Below are 17227 nucleotides of genomic sequence, written 5' to 3'. Positions count from 1 at the left end.
TCACCGCACAACAGCGTCCGGCCCAGCCCGCTTCCAGCGCACAGATATGTCGCATGACGGAAATACAATGCCGTCTAGCGGAAAAACTGTGTGGGGGTTCGGTATGTGGTGGTCTCCAAGGCGCGCTCTGGAGTTCGGGGTGTTCGTGCTGCGCGGCGTGGCCCAGGTCGTGTTCCTCGACAGCGCTTGGGCAGGCGCTGTCTTCTGTCTCGCGCTGTCCACGGCGGACTGGCGGTACGGCGCCTATGGTGCGGGCGGTGCCGCCCTCGGCACCGGCACCGCACAGCTGCTGGGCGTGGCCCGCGACCGGGTGCGGACGGGGCTGGAGGGCTTCAACTGCTGCCTGACCGCGCTGTGCTTCGCCGTGTTCTTCGATGCGGACAGGCTGTCCACGGTGCTGCTCGCCGCTGCGGCCTGCCTCGTGGTCACCGTCGTAGCAGCGGCTGTGATCCGCCTGCTGCACGTGTGGTCTCTGCCGACGCTGACCATCCCTTACTGCCTGCTGGCGGGCGCGGTCGCCGTTGCCGCGCCGGCCTTCCTGCGGATCTGGCCGCATGGCGGGAGCGTCGCAGCGCTGCCCCGCGCTGCCGCCGGACCCACCGTTCTGCGACTGAACGACGTGGGGGCGGCGTTCTTCCGCAACGTGGCCCAGGTGTTCTTCCTGGATCAGTGGTACGCGGGAGCCCTGCTGCTCGCCGGCCTCTTCCTGGTGAGCCGGGTGGCGGGGTGGGTGGCCTGTGCCGGCAGTGCGACAGGCATCCTGACGGCCTGGGCGCTCGGGGTGCCGGCCGCACGGATCGCCGACGGCACGATGGGCTACAACGCGGTGCTGGTCGCGCTGGCGCTGTGCGGGGTGTTCCTGCCCGCCACCCCGGCGACCCTGTGGTACGCGCTGCTCGGCGCCGCGACCGCGACCACCCTCACACCGGCCGTCGCCCATCTGCTCGCCCCGTCCGGCGGCCACCCGCTCACCTGGCCGTTCGTGCTGACGACCCTCGGCTTCCTGTTGGCCGCCCGCTCGTTTCCCCGCATGACCGGCGTGCAGACACCTGCCGCGCCCCGAACCAATACGCCGACCCCTTCCGCAGCGACCGGGCAACCCCGCGCCGGGCGGACGGGACCCGCCTGAACAGGATCCTGCTCGGCGACCCACCTGGTCGAGCCCGGATCGGAGACCGTCCGTCGTGCGCGATGCCAGGTCCGTCCCCGGTTGAAGTCGCCGACGGGCTGGCTGACAGTGGGAGACATGAGCCGTCACCGGCGCCCTTCGAGGAGGGCCCCGTGGATCGCGGCCGGTGCTGCTGTGCTCGTGCTCGGCGGCCTCGGCGTATGGCTGGCGGTGCCGCACGGCGGAACGCCCAGGCCACACCCGTCGGCCTCGGGGACCCTGTCCCTGCCGACGGCGAAACCGCCACCGTCCCAGCCCACTGCACCGGCACCATCCAGCACCCCAGGGCCGACACACACGGGCACGGCCGCACCCAGACCGACATCGACACCGACGGCGACGACCCAGCCCCCGGGAGCACCGACCAGCCGGCCGACGCACCGGCAGACGACGGCTCCCCCGTCAGCCGCACCGACGCCGACCGCACGGACACCGCAGGCAACCCGGCCACCCGCCCGCCCCACAGCGGTCCCGCCCCCGGCATCGCCCTCGCGGACCACGGCCTCCCCGGCGCCGACGCCGACGAGGCCGTCGACCGCCGCGCCCTCCCCCGCTCCCACGCCGACGGCCGGCGGCACCGGCGCACCGACCACGACGTGGTACACCTCCCCCGCAGCGGTCGGCGCCGCTCACCGCATGGCCGCCGCCGGGGCGGTCGGGGACCCCTCGTGCTCGTTGGCCGCCGTGGGCCGGCCCGACCCCGGCCTCGTCCCGCAAGGCATCCGCATCGGCATCGGGAACTACGGCAGCTATTGGTGCCTGATCTGGTAGGACGCCGCGGCGGGAAGAGGGCTGCTGGTCGGCGTGACCCTCGGCCGCGGCCACCACGTCCGCAGATTTCGGTCGGCTGTCCACCCGGCGGATCGGCATTGCCCCGCAGAAATGCACCCTGCCTCAGGCGAGTGCGGGTTGCGGTTCCGGTTGCTGGGCTGTTGCGGCATTCGTTTCCCACCGTTTGGTGGTCCACAGGTAGCCGTAGACCACCGAGGCCATCGCCAGGAGGAGAAGCGGCCCGAACACCCACGGATGATCGGCCATCTCCACCGGCAGACAGCGGTACGACACCAGGAGCGCGGCGAACACCGTCGCTCCGTGGAGGACCAGCTGGATTCCCGACCGGTCCCAGCCGCGGTCGAGCGAGCGCAGTGCCGCCTCGACCGTGAACGCGAACACCAGACCGGCGACGAGATCCACGCCGTAGTGGTAGCCGAATCCCAGGGTCGCGGTGAGCGTGGCGATCAGCCAGAACGTGCCCGCGAAACGCAGCATCCGGGGGCCCTTGCGGGAGTGGATGAAGATCGTGGTGGCCCACGCCGTGTGCAGGCTGGGCATGCAGTTGCGGGGGGTGATCCCGTCGTACGGCACCGGGTGCGGGGGGCTGATCGGCGGCGGCGTGTGGGGCCACAGGTCGGCCACCGCCCAGTGCACGCCGCCGGTACCGAAGGCGCCGGGGCCGTAGGCGAAGACCGGTCCCACCACCGGGAAGATCATGTAGATGGCCGGCCCGAGGAGGCCGATGACCAGGAAGGTGCGCACCAGATGATGCCTGGGGAAGCGGCGCTCGACGGCCACATTCCGCAGCTGGTACAGCGCGACCACGACCGCGGCCACCGCGAGCTGCGCGTAGACGTAGTCGAGAAGGTGAGCGCCGATCGGGCCGGTGGCGTCGACGATCCGGCCCACCAGCCATGACGGGTTGCCCAGCGCGTGATCGGCGGTTGCCACATACGGGTCGAGCACCGTCGGACGGGTCTTTGACGTGATGAGCAGCCAGGCATCGCCCGTCTTCCGGCCGGCCACCAGCAGCAGGCCCAGCCCGACGCCCTTGAGCAGCAGGGCACGTTCGGCGCCGGTGCGGCGTGTCACAGCGACGACCGCACAGCCCAGCATCACCCACAACGCGCCGTTGCCGAAGGGGTGGCCCTCGGTCGCCTTGACGCCGATCACCCACCGCACCAGCACGAAGACGACGTCGATGCCGATCGCGGCACCGACCGCGATGAACCGTTGCCGCCAGGTGAGCACCACCATCATCAACGCCATACCGGCGTACAGCAGCGGCCCCGATTTCGGGGCGAAGATCACCTCCCGCGCCTGATTGGTGATCGGCCCGGGCAGCCCGTAATGACGCGCGGCGATCTCCAGCGTGATGAGGAACCCGAGGGTTGCCACACCCGCCGCGGCCCACAGGATCGCCCGTGGTCGACGCCACGCGGCGAACCCAGTTCTGTAGTTTTTTCGCGAGAACTCCCGCGGCGCCTTGGATATCAATTCTTCAGCCGATTTGTCAGATTTCAGGGCGATCGTTCGTGCGTTCGATCATGTTATCGGAACGGGGCGGGCGGGTTTCGCCGGTCAGCGGTGGCGTGCAGGCCAGTGGATCCCACACTCAACACTCCTAGCATGTCGAGACGCGACTCATGGGGGATCGCGGACGGGTCGGCAGTTGGGCGGCGGGGGCAACGGTACGGTGTGCCGCAGACAATCACCGGACCAACGCTCTATGATCCACCAGGGGGAGTTCCATGCCACACCGCCGTCCGCGCCAGCGCCGCAGACTCATAGCCCGTGTGGTCGGTACCGCAGGCGCTCTGGCCGCCGCGGTAAGTGCCGGAATGACGCCGGCGACAGCCGCCGAGAAGGCACCCCACACGCCCACGGCCACCGCGCCGTCACCCGATCAGGCCGCGCCCTGGGCACCCGAGAACGACAGCATCCCACCGCAGGAGGCCGTCCACCCGGCCCTCAGGCCCAGTGTGGGGCGCGGTCCCGCTCTCCAGCTGACACTTCCCGCGCCGAGCGGGCGCTACCCGGTCGGCACGTTCAGTCAGCACCTCGTCGACAAGTCCCGTACCGACCCGTACGTCCGCGGCAGGGCGCGCGAGTTGATGGTGACGTACTGGTATCCGGCCGCCTCCACGTCCGGGCACGCTCAGACACCGTGGATGCCGTCGCTCTCGGGCAATCACTTCCTCCACTCACGCGGCCTGTCGCCGCAGCAGGTCACGCTGCCGCAGACCGCCGGACACGCCCTCGCCCCGGTCGACACCCGGCTCGGCAAGCTGCCCGTGCTGCTGTACTCGACCGGTCTGCACTCGGACCGCGCAATGGGCACCGCGCTCACTCAGGATCTCGCCAGCCGCGGCTACCTCGTCGTCACCGTCGATCACACCCACGACGCCGGTGAGGTCGAATTCCCGGGCGGACGGCTCGAGGTCAACAAAATGCCGGCCGGCTCGCACTCGTCCGACACGCTCAACGTGCGCGCCGCCGACATCCGTTTCGTCATCAACCAGCTCGGCACCATCGCCAAGGGCGGCAACCCGGACGTCGACCACGCCAAGCTCCCCTCCGGTCTGTCGCACGCCGTGGACACGTCCCGTATCGGGATGTTCGGCTGGTCGCTGGGCGGCGCGGCGGTCGACACCGCCATGCAGCTCGACCGTCGCATCGCCGCCGGCGCCAACCTGGACGGCCAGTTCTTCGGAACGGCGCCGAGCAAGGACCTGAGCCGCCCCTTCATGCTCTTCAGCTCCGGCACCCACAACCGGAACAACGACTCTTCGTGGCGCCAACTGTGGCCCCATCTCAAGGGATACCGGGTCGACATCCAGCTCCACGGTTCGAGGCACCGGTCCTTCAGCGACAACGAGGTGATGGTGCCGCAGGAGGCAGGCCTGCTCGGACTCTCCCCGGACCAGCTGAAGCAGGAGTTCGGCCCGATCGACCCCGACCGAGCGATCAAGATCCAGCGCGACTACGTCGCCGCCTTCTTCGACCAGGAGCTGCGCCACAAGCACAGCACCCTGCTGGACGGACCTGCCAAGAGCTACCCGGAGATCTCCTTCGTCCGCTGACCGGACGCCCCACGAACGGGCCCCCGCCGGGGGCCCGCCCTTCGTCGCCGCACGGTCCCCCTCGAAGGCATGGTGCAGGGACGAGAGGGTGACGGCTGCGCGACCTCATGCGGCTAAAGTGTGCGCTTGTCGAACATTCGAGCGCTCGTCGCCGGTTGAGAGAGGATCCACTGCCCTGCCCACCGCTTCCCGGGCGCCGCGCCGACACCGCACCCTCCGCCCCGCCGATATGCCACTGATCCGCGAGTGCAGGCGTGCCGATCACCCCGCTCGTCGTGCTGCTGCCGTTGACGGCCGCTCTCACCGTGGCAGGCCCGAGCAGCAGCAACTCCCGGTCCGTTCCCGATGCCTTGGCGGCCGGAACGCAGTGGATCCCCGCGGAAATCCAGCTGTCGGAGGGCACCGCAAGCGGCGCCCGGACGACTGCGCGGCGCCGTGCGGCCGACGCGTGTACGGCGCCCGGCGCATCGACTTCCCCGGCCGCACTCAATGCGCCGGTCTCCGCCAGGAAAGCGACCGTACTCGGCAACGCGCTGCTCGAACCGGGCACCGGCGCTCCGCTGCCGTACGGCCGTGCGTCGGTGTCGCTGATCGTGGCGCCCCGGACAGCGCGTCATGGCTGCTCGCCGTCCTGGAGAGACCGGCCCCCGTTGCAACCACGACGACGGGCGCACCGTCTACATGCTCGACGCCTACAGCGACGTCGGCGTCACCCACGCCGACGGGGCGGCGTCGCCGACCGCAGCCGACGAGCCCTGCGGCATGTACCTGGACCTCGACGACCGGAGCCGCCGCCGCCTCTTCTCCAGCCGCTCTGCCGCCAGCGGCCCGACCAGGCACGATCTGCCGGACGGCGTACTGCTGGACGCCACCGACCATGCCTGCGATCTCCGAGCCGCCCGCCGCGTGACCCGCCGCACCGTCTGACCACTGATCCGAGGACCCACCCCATGGCCACCACTCCCACCGCCCAGACCACCGGCCATCCCGGCCACCGGGCATCGAACCGCCACGACGGCCGGCCGGAAGCCCCCTTGCGCTGGGAGCGCCCGGCGCTCGCCACGGTCCTGGTCGTCGCCACGGTGCTGTACGCCTGGGGCATGGGGCACGCTGCGATTCACCCGTACTACAGCGCGGCGATACGGTCGATGGCCACCAGTTGGCGCGCATTCCTCTTCGGCGGGCTCGACCCCAGCGGTTCGATCACCCTCGACAAGCTGCCGGGCGCCTTTTGGCCCGAGGCCGCTTCCGTCTGGCTCTTCGGGCCGCACACGTGGGCCGCCGCGTTGCCGCAGGTCGTCGAGGGCGTGCTGACGGTCTGGCTGCTCCACCGGATCGTACGGGCCTGGGCCGGGCCGTTCGCCGCGCTGATCGCCGCGCTCACGCTCACCTTCACCCCGGTCACCGTGGTGCTCAACCGGGCCACCATTCCGGACACCGCACTGACCCTGCTGCTGGTGGCTGCCGCCGGAGCCCTGCAGAAGGCGGTGCGGACCGAGCGGCTGCTCCCGCTGATCACCTGTGGCATCTGGGTCGGGCTCGCCTTCCAGACGAAGATGCTGCAGGCGTGGCTAGTGCTGCCGGTGTTCGCCGTCGTCCACCAAATCGCCGCGCCCGGCACCGCGTTGAAGCGAGCCCTGCGCTCCCTGCTCGGCGGCGTGGTCGCGCTGCTCGTCTCCTGCTCGTGGGTGCTGCTCGCCTGGGTGACGCCCGCCGCGGACCGCCCCTATGTCGACGGCACCTCCAACAACAATCCGTTCAGCCTGGTCTTCGGCTACAACGGCATGAGCCGCTTCAGCGACGATCCGACCGCGTTCGGTGCCGTCGCGGGCACGGCCGCCAGCCGGACCGACGGAAACACCGGCTGGGGAATGCTCGTCAACCACACGATCGGCCCGCAGATCGCCTGGTTCCTGCCGCTCGCCGTGCTCGCCGCCGTACTGGGCATCGTCTGGCGCGCCCGAGAACCGCGAACCGACGTGCTGCGCACCGGATTTCTTCTCTGGGGCGGGTGGCTGGCCGTACACGCCGTGGTGTTCAGCGTCTCCAATGGCAATCACCCTTACTACACCGCCGTCATCGCCCCGGCGCTCGCCGCACTGGCCGGCGGAGGGCTCGCCCTCTTCCGGTCCGAGCACGAGGCCGGCGGTCGCCGGCGCGTGGCTCTGCCGTCGGCCATCGTGCTGACGGTTGTCTGGGCGTTGGTGCTCGACTGGCCGACCGGATTCGTCTCCTGGCTGCTGGCGCTCGCGGTGATCCTCGCGGTGGGCGGCGCGCTGGGCCTGTGGGTCCGTGGGCCGCGCGCCTCCCGAGGGCTGGTCCAGGGCTCTCTGGCCGCCGGAGTCGTGGCCACCCTGCTCGTACCGCTCGGCTGGGCCGCCTCCTGCCTCGATCCGCTCTACGCGGGTGCCTCCACCTCGCCGACGGCCGGTCCGGTCGGCAAGGTCTACCACAACGCCCTCGACCACCGATCCGCTCTGCGCCGGGTGGGGCTCGACCAGCCCAGCCGCCGCGACACCGCCTTGCTCGACTACCTCACCGCGCACCGCCACGGCGAGAAGTACCTGCTGGCCACCCAGGCCGCCTACCCCGCGGAGCGCCTTCTGCGCGCCGAGTCCCAGCCCACGCTGGTCATGGGCGGCTTCACCGGCAAGACCCCGTTCCCCAACGCCCAGCAGCTCGGCACCCTCGTCACCGCTCACCAGCTGCGCTACGTGCTGCTCACTCCCCGGCGGCCCGCGACTCCCGCCACAACCTGGGTGAAGTCCCACTGCAAGCGCCTCCGCCCCAAGACCTACGGGTGGCGCACCAGGGGCAGCTTCGCCCTCTACGACTGCGGCCGACGGGACTGAGCGGTGGCGCCGGGCTTCGGCAACCACGCCTGGAGCCCGGCCTCGTGGCAGGGCTGCGCGGGGTCGAGAAGATCCCCCGGCATCACCGAAACCACGGCCGGCGCGTTCTCCCGGGGAAACACTCCTACAACCATGCCGTCCCCAGGAGGATCCCCACCATGACCACCACCACTCCCGCCGTGCCGGACCGGCAGCGGCAGGTCGAGGACGAGCTGGTCCGCACGGTGCTCGCCTCGTTCGAGAACACCCCGGACCCCCGGCTCAAAGAAGTGATGCAGGCCCTGGTGCGGCACCTGCACGCGTTGATCCGCGAGGTCCGGCTGACCGACGCCGAATGGCAGCGGGCCATCGACTTCCTCACTGCGGTCGGCCACATCACCACCGACCGCCGCCAGGAGTTCGTACTGCTCTCCGACGTCCTCGGCGCCTCCATGCAGACCATCAACGTCCAACACGAGGCGGGCGCGGGCGCGACCGAGGCCACGGTCGTCGGTCCGTTCTTCGTGAAAGGCTCCCCGGAGATCCCCAGGGGCGGAGACATGGCCGCGGGTGCCCCGGGAGAACCCTGCTGGGTCGAGGGCACCGTCACGGACACCGAGGGCAACCCGGTCCCCGGGGCACGGCTCGAGGTGTGGGAGGCGGACGGGGACGGGCTGTACGACGTGCAGTACGACGACGGGCACCTGGCCGGCCGGGCCCATCTGTACACCGACGAGGAGGGCGGGTACGCCTTCTGGGGACTGACGCCGACGCCGTACCCGATCCCTCAGGACGGCCCGGTGGGGGCCCTGCTCAAGAGCACCGGGCGCTCGGCCGTGCGCGCCTCCCATCTGCACTTCATGGTCACCGCGTCCGGCCTGCGCACCCTCATCACCCATATCTTCGTCGAGGATGACGGTCTGCTGGATTCCGACGCCGTGTTCGGCGTGAGGGAATCCCTCGTCAAGCGATTCGAGCGGCAGCCGGCCGGTACTCCCACCCCCGACGGACGCGACCTCTCCGGGCGCAGTTGGACCCGCGTGCGCTTCGACATCGTGCTCCGACGGGAGTGAGGGCCCTCCGCGCCCTGCCCAGGTGCGGCTCAGTCGCCCGAGAATCCGAAGATGCCCAGGTGGGTGGGCTCGTCATCCGTATACAGAACGACGTACACGCCGGTCCACCGCATGCGGCACTCGTCAAGGAGCGTCTCCGCGCGGTTACGTGTCCCTGTGAGGGATGCGTGGGGCTGGGCGAGCAACTCCTCGAACTGGGCGGGCGTAGGGTGATCGGTGCCGAAGTGGTGTATGACGCGCTCGGGCGCCAGCGGACGCAGAGTGCCGTAGTCCGCGATGTTGTGGGTCGACGGGACGGCGGTTGTGCGGACGACGCGATCGATGTCCAGGATCGAGTGGGTCCCCTCCTCGCCCATGAACTCCGCGTCCTGCCACAGCTCCTCAAGGTCCCGGTACGTCTCGTCGTCGCCGTAGAGTTCCTGGAAGACCTGCGCGTGCAGAGCCTCCAGGGACTCCTCGACGGTCCCTTTGAACGGAGCGACGTACTCCCAGCCACTGGCACCCATCCGGCCCCTCCTGCGGTGTGACATCTACCAGGTCGCTGCCACCTTAGAGAGAGCCACCGACAACGGAAGCCGGGCGCCGGGCCCGGCCGGCACGGCGAGAGGACGCACCCGACAGACCGCGAAGCACCTGACAGACCGTCGCGGCTGCTGCGCCCGCGGCTCCGGAACAGGGAGCGCGCTGCGCACCTCGACGCGCTGGTCGACCGTGGAGCAGACATTGGAGCGGGCCGGCGGTCATGCCGGTCAACAGCTCGGTCATCGGACCCAGGCGTGGCTTGCGTTGAGCGACGAACCCCAGGCCCTGACCACGGGCGGGTACTGGTACCACGCGCTCTGACACATCCGCGGACCTGCTGTCAGCCTGTGGTCACGCGTGCGCGGACGGTGACTGGAAGGGCTCGGGCATGAGGCAGGAGGTGGCGGTCGGAGCTCCCTGGGTACTCGGCCCCAGGCAGCAGACCGACGCAACGGAGGCACACTGATGAGCACGGTCAGGGAAACGGTAGAAGTCGACGTGCCGGTCCACACCGCCTACAACCAGTGGACGCAGTTCGAGACATTCCCGGACTTCATGGAAGGCGTGGAGGAGGTCAGGCAACTGGACGACCGTCACAACCACTGGATCACCAAGATCGGTGGAGTCCGGCGGGAGTTCGACACGGAGATCGTCGACCAGCTGCCCGACGAACGCATCACATGGCGCACCACCACGGGCGACACGTCCCAGAAGGGCATGGTCCACTTCGAGCGCGTGGACGACATGCACACCAGGGTGGAACTCGTCATGGATGTCGAACCCAGCGGAGCCGTGGAGAAGGTCGCGGACATGGTCGGAACGCTCGACCGGCGCGTCAAGGGCGACATGAAGCGCTTCAAGCAGTACATCGAACAGCGCGGAGAAGAGTCCGGAGCGTGGCGCGGACGCATCCGGCCCGGGGGCTGAGGGGTAACTCCCTGAAGCCACTGCCCGCCCCGCCGCCAGTGCCTCGGGCACTGAGGCGGGCGGGCGGGTCTCATGGGGCCGGGTCGCCGGGTGATTCGGACGTCCGTGTGACGCGCCCGCCGATCGGACGGCTGACTTCTGGTCAAACACTGGCCGACGCGCCGAGGCACGCTTTCTTCCGCCGCTCACGTCGGGTGATGCTCTGCTCACCGGGGGATGTCAGTAGCCGCCAACCCACGGAGGAACAGACGATGCCTCTCGGAACAATCGCCGTGTACAACAGGGCGGACGGCGTGGGCGTCATCACCGACGAGGACGGCGAGAGGCGCCCGTTCTCCGGCATGGAGACGCAGACCACCCGCGAGGGTCAGCGAGTGGTCTTCGACGTCGTCGGCCACAAGGCCACGAACGTGATCGCCGTTCGGTGATCGACCCGCTCACCAGCGCCCCGCCTCGAAGGAATCGGGAGCGGGGCGTACTGCGGTTCGGGCGGTGACGCGCCCACGCCGTGGACGCCTGCTCGTACCCCTGCCGGCGCTGACCCCGGCTCCCGCGAGGTACCGCACCAACCTGGCCCACGGGGGCGGCCGTACGGTCTCTGGCACCCGATGACACCGGAAGGCTTCCGCAGCTGTTTCCTGTGCCTCAATCGGATCGGCCCCCGGCCACAGGTGGGTGAGCATGAGCCTGGCGGTACCAGCCTGGTCGGCGTACCGGCCGGCCAGGCGTGCGGTCAGCAGGTACGGCGCGGTTCAGCCGAGCATCTCCGCCAGGACCGCAGCGACGACCGTGAGCACGGCGACCGGCAGTATGACCATGCGCAGCTGAACCAGTCGACGGGTGAGGTCGTGGCCCGCGCGGGCCGACGCGTGCCGCTGATCGCCATACCCGAACAGCGCCCGGCACCAACGGCAATCCCCTCCCCTGTCGTCCAGACGAGAGGCATCGGTCGGACAAGAGGCATCGGTCAGCCGAGCGAAGGCCATACTGTCTCCGTCCTCCATCGCAGCGCTCATGCCCGATCAACGACGCATCCCGGCGCCGGGCCACCGTCAGGAGTCGGCTCGTGATCCCTCCGCCGCAGGATCGTGACCGAGGACGGAGTCTCCCACGGCCATGTCCGAGGGGATCCCGCACGGCACCCGGTCACCGCTACCACATCCGAGGCGTCTCATTGCTTGGCGCCGAAGTCCTGCGTCCACCAGGGGCCGCCCGTGCCCTTGTGGACGCCCACGCCGATGTTCTTGAAGGAGCAGTTGAGGATGTTCGCGCGGTGGCCCGGGCTGTTCATCCAGGAGTCCATGACTGCTGCGGCGGTCTGCTGGCCCCGAGCGATGTTCTCGCCGTAGGTGGACCAGCGATAGCCGGCGGCGGTGATGCGCTGCCCGGGATCGGCACCGTCCGGGTTGGTGTGGTCGAAGAAATGACGAGCGGCCATGTCGTCGGACTGGCCCTGGGCGGCCTTCTGCAGTTGCGGATCCTCAGCGAGCGGACCACAGCCGGCGGCCGCCCGCTCCTTGTTCACCAGCGCAACCACCTGGTCGACCGTGCCGGTGGGTTGGGAAGGAGCCTGCGTCGTCCTCGCCGGGGCCGGAGCCGGTCGGGTGGACTGCCGGGCCGTCGGTGCGCTCTTCCTGGCAGGGCTCGTTTTCTTGGCGGGGCTCGGCTTTGTCGTCTTGGCCGCTGACGGAGACGGAGACGGCGAGGCCGAGGGAGACTTGTCGCCCGCAGTGGGCGTCGAGAGGTCCGGGACGGGTACGGCTGCTCTTTGCTCGGCGTTCGTCCGGTCGGGGCCGGGACCGGAGTCCGTACCGAAGTACCACAGGCCGCCTCCCGCGACGCAGGCCGCAACGACGGCGCCGCTGACGGCGCGGCGCCGCATGCGCCGACGGCGACGGGACCGGCTGCGCGAGCCGGTGGCCGTGGCGTGTCCGCCATGCCGTCCGGTGTCCGGGCGCGACCGGGTGCCGCCGTCGGCGCCACCGATGCCGTCGACGCCGCCGAGCGGTGCGGCGGAACCAGCCGGGACAAGCGTCCCCGAAGCGAAGAACTCCCGGGCCAGCAGCGTGGACGACACCCCGACCAGCGCCAGGCCGGCCAGCAGTCCTTCCGCGGGCATCAGTCCGCTCCACAGTCCGCTGCAGCGGGGGCAGCCGCGCGCGTGCCGGGCTATTCGTTTGCGCCACAGAGCCGAGGGCCTGCCGTCCCAGGGGGCCAGCACGACCCGAAGTTCCTCGCACAGCGGCCGTGCGTCGAGCGCTCGTACCACCACCCGGGCCGCCTCGAGCTGCGCCTTCATCCGCTGCACCCGGACCGCTGTGTGCTGGGGCGACAGGTCCAGAGCCGCGGCGACCTCGGCCCGGGTGAGTTCCCCGGCGCACTCCAGCCACCACAGTGACAGCAGTCCCCGATCGTCGGGTTCCAGCCAGCGCGTCGCCTGCGCCGTCTCCTGGCGTTGCCCTGCGAGCTGGAGCTGCACCACGGTCAGGTCGACGAAGTCGGCACCGGGATCGGCCAGGTCCGCGGCCTCCTCCACGGCGCCCGGGGCGGAGCGCCGATGCTCCCAGTACACCCGGACCTGGTTCATCGCGATCGCCACCAGCCAGGACCGGAAGCGCTCGGGCGTCCGCAGGCCGCCCAGCCCGTCCAGGGCACGCAGCATGGTCTCCTGCACCACGTCGTCGACATCCACCGAGCCGTTCAGAGCCCGGCCGACGATGTTGTAGACCAGCGGGAGGTACGCGTTGACCAGGGCGTCCTGAGCCTGCGTATCGCCCTCCCGGGCGGCTGTGACCAGTACCGCCGTCTCCGCCGCGTCCTGCGTGCTCATAAAAGTGCTTCCCATCCTTCGAGGCGGAACGATTCTGTCCGATACCTGGGAGACCGCTCGATGCGCCCCCGATAACACTTCTTCGAGACAGAGTTCTGGCCCGTCCCGCCGTATCCCCCGCCTCTTGCGGTGTCCCAGCAGGTCAGAGGGGTCCCGACGGGCGGACCGTCCGCCCGCCGACGGAAAGGATGACCGGCTGTGCCGTCCCGACATGGCCGGGAGCACCTCTGCGGCTGGGGCGACGACACCCACCACAGGCCGGAGATCATCACCGGCCGGCACCCGGGTAACGACGTCGGCCTGGTGATCGAACTCAAGCAACGGCCCCCGGTGGCTGTCCGGCGCTGTCGCCGGGGAGTGTCCGCTCGTCAGCCGTGCCTCGATGGTGCACTGTGGAAGACGTGGATGTCCGGCGAGACGTTGCTGCCGGTGTGCGACAGCCATGGCAGTCGAGTCATGCGCTGCTGGCGATCCCCATCGTGCTCGTCATCGTCATCACCGTGGTGGACCAGCTGGTCCCGGCCGACATCCATCTCGGGCCGCTGCTGGTCATCGCCCCCGCGATCACGGCGTCGTTCGCCGGACCCTGGCTGACCGGGTTGATCGGATTCCTGGCCGTGGGGGCGCAGGCGTACATCGGCTGGCACTTCGGCGTGCTGTTCTCGCGCAACGTGCTGGTGCAGCTTCTCGCCCTTGCCGTGCTGTCGGCCCTGACCGTGTTCTACTGCGTGATGCGCGAACGGCGGACCCGCCAGCTGGCCCAGGTGCGCATGGTCGCCGAGGCCGCGCAGCACGTTCTGCTGTGGCCGCTGCCGGAGCAGATCGGCTCGATGAAGATCGCTTGTCTGTACTTGGCCGCCGAGGCCGAGGCCCAGATCGGCGGTGACCTGTACGCCGCGACGCCCACCGACAGCGGCGTACGGGTCATGATCGGCGACGTCCGCGGCAAGGGCCTCTCCGCCATCGGTGAGGCCGCGCTCCTCATCGGAGCCTTTCGCGAAGCCGCCCACCACCACACCTCGCTGCCCACGCTGGCCGCCGCCCTGGAGCGCAGTGTGGCCCGCAATCTGCCCGACCTGGAACCGGACGAGGAACTGGGCGAGCGGTTCGCCACCGTGATGCTGATGGAGATCTCCGACGAGGGCCATGTGACCCGGATCCTGAGCTGCGGCCATCCCCCGCCGCTGCTGCTCAGTCACGGGAGCGCGGTGACGGTCCCCGTACACCCGGCGCCTCCGCTCGGGATCCACGGGACGGCACCGGGGGACTACACGGTCGATGTGTTCTCCTTCGAGCCCGGCGACACCCTCCTGCTCTACACCGACGGCGTCATCGAGGCCCGGGATGCCGACGGCGCCTTCTATCCGCTCCCGGAACGGGCCGCCCAGTGGGCCGGGAGCAGCCCGGAGAAGCTTGTGCACCACATCCGCCGCGATCTGCTCGACCACGTCGGGGGACGCCTCGACGACGACGCCGCGCTCATCGCGCTGTGCCGGGCGCCCAGCACCCATCGGGCCCATCGGCATGGGCCGGGCCTCCATGTCGGTGGGTTCGGCCACGGCGCCAGATCGGTGCCTCACTGAGGCGCCCCGTGCCGTTGGCGGGCGGGACGACTGCACACGCGTCCGGTACCGAGGGGGAGACGCCGGAGCACATACGTGCAGGAGGGAACGCGATGCGAAAGACGTACCACGAGGAACTGGCGTCGCTCAGCGACGGGCTGGTGGAGATGGCCCGGCTGGTGGGCTCCGCGATCGGCCGGGCCACCACCGCTCTGCTCGACGCCGACCTCCAGGTCGCCGAGGGCGTCATCTCGGCCGACGTGCAGGTCGACGACCTCCAGAGGGATCTGGAGGACCGGGCGATCGCGCTGCTGGCCCGGCAGCAGCCCGTCGCCACCGACCTGCGCACCGTGGTGACCTCCCTGCGGATGAGTGCGGACCTGGAGCGGTGCGGGGACTTGGCCCGGCATGTGGCCCAGTTGGCCAGGCTGCGGTACCCGGGGCGCGCGGTACCGGGCGACCTGCACCGGACGATCCTGGAAATGGGCCAGCTCGCGCAGCGCCTGATGGCGCAGGCCGCCGAGGTACTCCTCACCAGGGACGTCGACGCGGCGTTGCAGCTGGAGCAGGACGACGACCGCATGGACGAGCTGCACCGCATGATCTTCCGGCATCTGATGGACGACCAGTGGCAGCACGGCGTCGAAACCGCCGTCGACGTCACGCTGGTCGGCCGCTACTACGAACGCTTCGCCGACCACGCCGTGTCGGTCGCCCGACGCGTGGTCTTCCTGGTCACCGGCGAACGCGCGGACGAGTACACCTCCGGGGCTGATGGCCGGCCGGCCGCGACGGACCGGCGTCCGTGACGGCTGTGGGGGGGTGGCTGGGGCATCGCGCGGGGCCGCCGTTTCCGACGTGCGGCAGACGGCGGCCGGGCGGACAATGGCGGTGGCCGGGGTACTGCATGCTGCCGACAGTGGGGTGCCGCACCCTGCCGGTCCTTTCACAGGCGCGTACGGATCCGCGTCTCACGCCCCCGCAGCCCGCTTGGACTTCTCGCTCGCCTCCGTCCGCGCGTCACGCACGTGAGCAGGGGTGTTCCACCATGGGCGGTATCAACGAACCAGTCGTCGACAGTCTGCGGGAGTCCCTGCGGGGACCCGTGGTCGCTCCAGGAGACCGCGGCTACGACGAGGCCCGCGGCATTTACAACGCCATGATCGACCGGCGGCCGGCCGCGATCGCCGGGTGCGTCGATGTGGCGGATGTACGGACCGTGCTCTCCTTCGCCCAGGACACCGGGGTGGAGCTGGCGGTGCGCGGCGGGGGACACAGCGGTCCGGGGCTGTGCCTGGTCGACGGGGCACTGACGCTCGACTTGTCGCCGATGCGCTGGGTGCACGTCGACCCGGAGACAGGGACCGCGCGGGTGGGCGGCGGAAGCCAGCTGGGCGACCTCGACCACGCGACACACGCCTTCGGTCTCGCCACACCGGCCGGGATCATGTCGACCACCGGGGTCGGCGGTCTCACCCTCGGCGGCGGGCACGGGTACCTGACCCGCCGGTACGGCCTGACCGTCGACAACCTGCTGGCCGCCGACGTCGTCCTCGCCGACGGTACGTTCGTCACCGCGTCGGAGAACGACCACCCGGACCTGTTCTGGGCCCTGCGGGGCGGCGGCGGCAACTTCGGCGTGGTCACCTCCTTCACCTTCCGGCTGCACCCCGTGGACGCCGTCGGCGTCGCGGTGACCGTCTGGCCCGTGGACCAAACCCGCGAAGTGCTGCAGTGGTACCGGGAGTTCATACCCGCCGCACCCGAGGACCTCAACGGCTTCTTCGCCCTGCTGACCATTCCGCCCGGGCCGCCCTTCCCCGAGCCGATCCACGGACAGAAGATGTGCGGGGTCGTATGGTGCTACACCGGCAATCTGGCAGGGGACCGCCTGGAGAAGGTGCTGACCGTGGTGAACGTACCGGGGCCACCCGCCTTCCACTTCACCACGCCCATGCCCTACCCCGCTCTGCAGACCATGTTCGACGGGCTGCTCCCGAAGGGGCTGCAGTGGTACTGGCGCGGCGACTTCTTCGACGCCATCCCCGACGACGCGATCACGGTGCATGAGAAGTACGGGCAGAATCTCCCCACCGGCCTGTCCACGATGCACCTGTACCCGGTCGACGGGGCGACCCGCCGTACCGGCGCCGACGACACGGCCTGGGCCTACCGGAACGCCGTATGGTCGGGTGTCGTAGCCGGCATCGACCCCGAGCCCGCCAACGCCGGCCTGATCCGCCAGTGGTGTGTCGACTACTGGACCGAACTGCACCCCCATTCCATGGGCGGCGGCTACATCAACTTCCTGGGCGAGCAGGAGAGCACCGACCGTGTCCGGGGCACGTACCGCGGCCACTACGACCGGCTGGCCGCGATCAAGCGCACCTACGACCCCGACAACTTCTTCCACGCCAACCAGAACATCCCGCCCACCACAGCATGACCACAGCATGA

General features: G+C 70.2%; 15 protein-coding genes. 10 read left to right on the top strand and 5 right to left on the bottom strand.

The window, feature by feature from the left end; genetic code table 11:
- The first annotated feature begins 139 nt into the window (after positions 1–139).
- Positions 140–1129, top strand: coding sequence for an urea transporter (locus ACIGXP_RS13720; RefSeq protein ID WP_399767782.1), 990 nt, complete (start codon positions 140–142; stop codon positions 1127–1129).
- A gap of 125 nt (positions 1130–1254) precedes the next feature.
- Here ACIGXP_RS13720 and ACIGXP_RS13715 read toward each other — a convergent pair whose 3' ends face one another.
- On the bottom strand, positions 1255–1761 hold the full coding sequence (locus ACIGXP_RS13715; protein WP_399767779.1) for a hypothetical protein: 507 nt from the start codon (positions 1759–1761) through the stop codon (positions 1255–1257).
- A 301-nt stretch (positions 1762–2062) separates the two neighbouring features.
- Positions 2063–3361 (bottom strand): phosphatase PAP2 family protein, encoded by a 1299-nt coding sequence (locus ACIGXP_RS13710; protein ID WP_399768412.1) that lies wholly within the window; start codon positions 3359–3361, stop codon positions 2063–2065.
- A 422-nt stretch (positions 3362–3783) separates the two neighbouring features.
- Here ACIGXP_RS13710 and ACIGXP_RS13705 point away from each other — a divergent pair, with 422 nt between their 5' ends.
- The 4 genes from ACIGXP_RS13705 to ACIGXP_RS13690 all read left to right on the top strand — a co-directional run bounded on the left by ACIGXP_RS13705 (position 3784) and on the right by ACIGXP_RS13690 (position 8929).
- Complete coding sequence (locus ACIGXP_RS13705; RefSeq protein ID WP_399767776.1) at positions 3784–5025, top strand: hydrolase; 1242 nt, start codon at positions 3784–3786, stop codon at positions 5023–5025.
- A gap of 615 nt (positions 5026–5640) precedes the next feature.
- Positions 5641–5952 carry a hypothetical protein gene (locus ACIGXP_RS13700; RefSeq protein WP_399767773.1) on the top strand — a complete coding sequence of 104 codons (312 nt, stop codon included), beginning with the start codon at positions 5641–5643 and terminating at the stop codon, positions 5950–5952.
- 23 nt (positions 5953–5975) lie between these two features.
- Positions 5976–7877 carry an ArnT family glycosyltransferase gene (locus ACIGXP_RS13695; RefSeq protein ID WP_399767770.1) on the top strand — a complete coding sequence of 634 codons (1902 nt, stop codon included), beginning with the start codon at positions 5976–5978 and terminating at the stop codon, positions 7875–7877.
- A gap of 158 nt (positions 7878–8035) precedes the next feature.
- Positions 8036–8929: a dioxygenase gene (locus ACIGXP_RS13690; protein ID WP_399767767.1), complete on the top strand. Its 894-nt coding sequence runs from the start codon at positions 8036–8038 to the stop codon at positions 8927–8929.
- A 29-nt stretch (positions 8930–8958) separates the two neighbouring features.
- Here the strand turns inward: ACIGXP_RS13690 and ACIGXP_RS13685 are convergent, their stop codons facing one another.
- Positions 8959–9435 (bottom strand): hypothetical protein, encoded by a 477-nt coding sequence (locus ACIGXP_RS13685; RefSeq protein ID WP_399767764.1) that lies wholly within the window; start codon positions 9433–9435, stop codon positions 8959–8961.
- 481 nt (positions 9436–9916) lie between these two features.
- Between ACIGXP_RS13685 and ACIGXP_RS13680 the strand changes: the two genes are divergently transcribed.
- Entirely contained in the window at positions 9917–10378 is a 462-nt protein-coding gene (locus tag ACIGXP_RS13680) for an SRPBCC family protein (RefSeq protein WP_363219402.1), read from the top strand.
- Between the two features lie 251 nt (positions 10379–10629).
- Positions 10630–10806 (top strand): hypothetical protein, encoded by a 177-nt coding sequence (locus tag ACIGXP_RS13675; protein ID WP_363219403.1) that lies wholly within the window; start codon positions 10630–10632, stop codon positions 10804–10806.
- Between the two features lie 324 nt (positions 10807–11130).
- Here the strand turns inward: ACIGXP_RS13675 and ACIGXP_RS13670 are convergent, their stop codons facing one another.
- Both ACIGXP_RS13670 and ACIGXP_RS13665 read right to left on the bottom strand, forming a co-directional pair.
- Positions 11131–11382: a hypothetical protein gene (locus ACIGXP_RS13670; RefSeq protein ID WP_399767760.1), complete on the bottom strand. Its 252-nt coding sequence runs from the start codon at positions 11380–11382 to the stop codon at positions 11131–11133.
- Between the two features lie 167 nt (positions 11383–11549).
- Positions 11550–13208: a sigma-70 family RNA polymerase sigma factor gene (locus tag ACIGXP_RS13665; RefSeq protein WP_399767757.1), complete on the bottom strand. Its 1659-nt coding sequence runs from the start codon at positions 13206–13208 to the stop codon at positions 11550–11552.
- A gap of 431 nt (positions 13209–13639) precedes the next feature.
- Here ACIGXP_RS13665 and ACIGXP_RS13660 point away from each other — a divergent pair, with 431 nt between their 5' ends.
- From ACIGXP_RS13660 to ACIGXP_RS13650, 3 genes are all read left to right on the top strand, one after another.
- Complete coding sequence (locus tag ACIGXP_RS13660; protein ID WP_399767754.1) at positions 13640–14791, top strand: PP2C family protein-serine/threonine phosphatase; 1152 nt, start codon at positions 13640–13642, stop codon at positions 14789–14791.
- Between the two features lie 92 nt (positions 14792–14883).
- Complete coding sequence (gene phoU / locus ACIGXP_RS13655) at positions 14884–15579, top strand: phosphate signaling complex protein PhoU (protein WP_363219407.1); 696 nt, start codon at positions 14884–14886, stop codon at positions 15577–15579.
- A gap of 239 nt (positions 15580–15818) precedes the next feature.
- Positions 15819–17216: an FAD-binding oxidoreductase gene (locus ACIGXP_RS13650; protein ID WP_399767750.1), complete on the top strand. Its 1398-nt coding sequence runs from the start codon at positions 15819–15821 to the stop codon at positions 17214–17216.
- The last annotated feature ends 11 nt before the right edge of the window (positions 17217–17227 follow it).

Origin of the sequence: Streptomyces sp. NPDC053069 (assembly GCF_044546895.1) — a bacterium.
Taxonomy (GTDB): domain Bacteria; phylum Actinomycetota; class Actinomycetes; order Streptomycetales; family Streptomycetaceae; genus Streptomyces.
The sequence above is the reverse complement of the archived record's forward strand: the minus strand, read 5'-3'. Positions and strand labels throughout refer to the sequence as shown.

Coding starts and splice junctions, on each gene's coding strand:
- ACIGXP_RS13705 (WP_399767776.1), top strand. CDS start 3,784: ATGACGCCGGCGACAGCCGCCGAGAAGGCACCCCACACGCCCACGGCC.
- ACIGXP_RS13700 (WP_399767773.1), top strand. CDS start 5,641: ATGGCTGCTCGCCGTCCTGGAGAGACCGGCCCCCGTTGCAACCACGAC.
- ACIGXP_RS13695 (WP_399767770.1), top strand. CDS start 5,976: ATGGCCACCACTCCCACCGCCCAGACCACCGGCCATCCCGGCCACCGG.
- ACIGXP_RS13690 (WP_399767767.1), top strand. CDS start 8,036: ATGACCACCACCACTCCCGCCGTGCCGGACCGGCAGCGGCAGGTCGAG.
- ACIGXP_RS13685 (WP_399767764.1), bottom strand. CDS start 9,435: ATGGGTGCCAGTGGCTGGGAGTACGTCGCTCCGTTCAAAGGGACCGTC.
- ACIGXP_RS13680 (WP_363219402.1), top strand. CDS start 9,917: ATGAGCACGGTCAGGGAAACGGTAGAAGTCGACGTGCCGGTCCACACC.
- ACIGXP_RS13675 (WP_363219403.1), top strand. CDS start 10,630: ATGCCTCTCGGAACAATCGCCGTGTACAACAGGGCGGACGGCGTGGGC.
- ACIGXP_RS13670 (WP_399767760.1), bottom strand. CDS start 11,382: ATGGAGGACGGAGACAGTATGGCCTTCGCTCGGCTGACCGATGCCTCT.
- ACIGXP_RS13665 (WP_399767757.1), bottom strand. CDS start 13,208: ATGAGCACGCAGGACGCGGCGGAGACGGCGGTACTGGTCACAGCCGCC.
- phoU (WP_363219407.1), top strand. CDS start 14,884: ATGCGAAAGACGTACCACGAGGAACTGGCGTCGCTCAGCGACGGGCTG.
- ACIGXP_RS13650 (WP_399767750.1), top strand. CDS start 15,819: ATGGGCGGTATCAACGAACCAGTCGTCGACAGTCTGCGGGAGTCCCTG.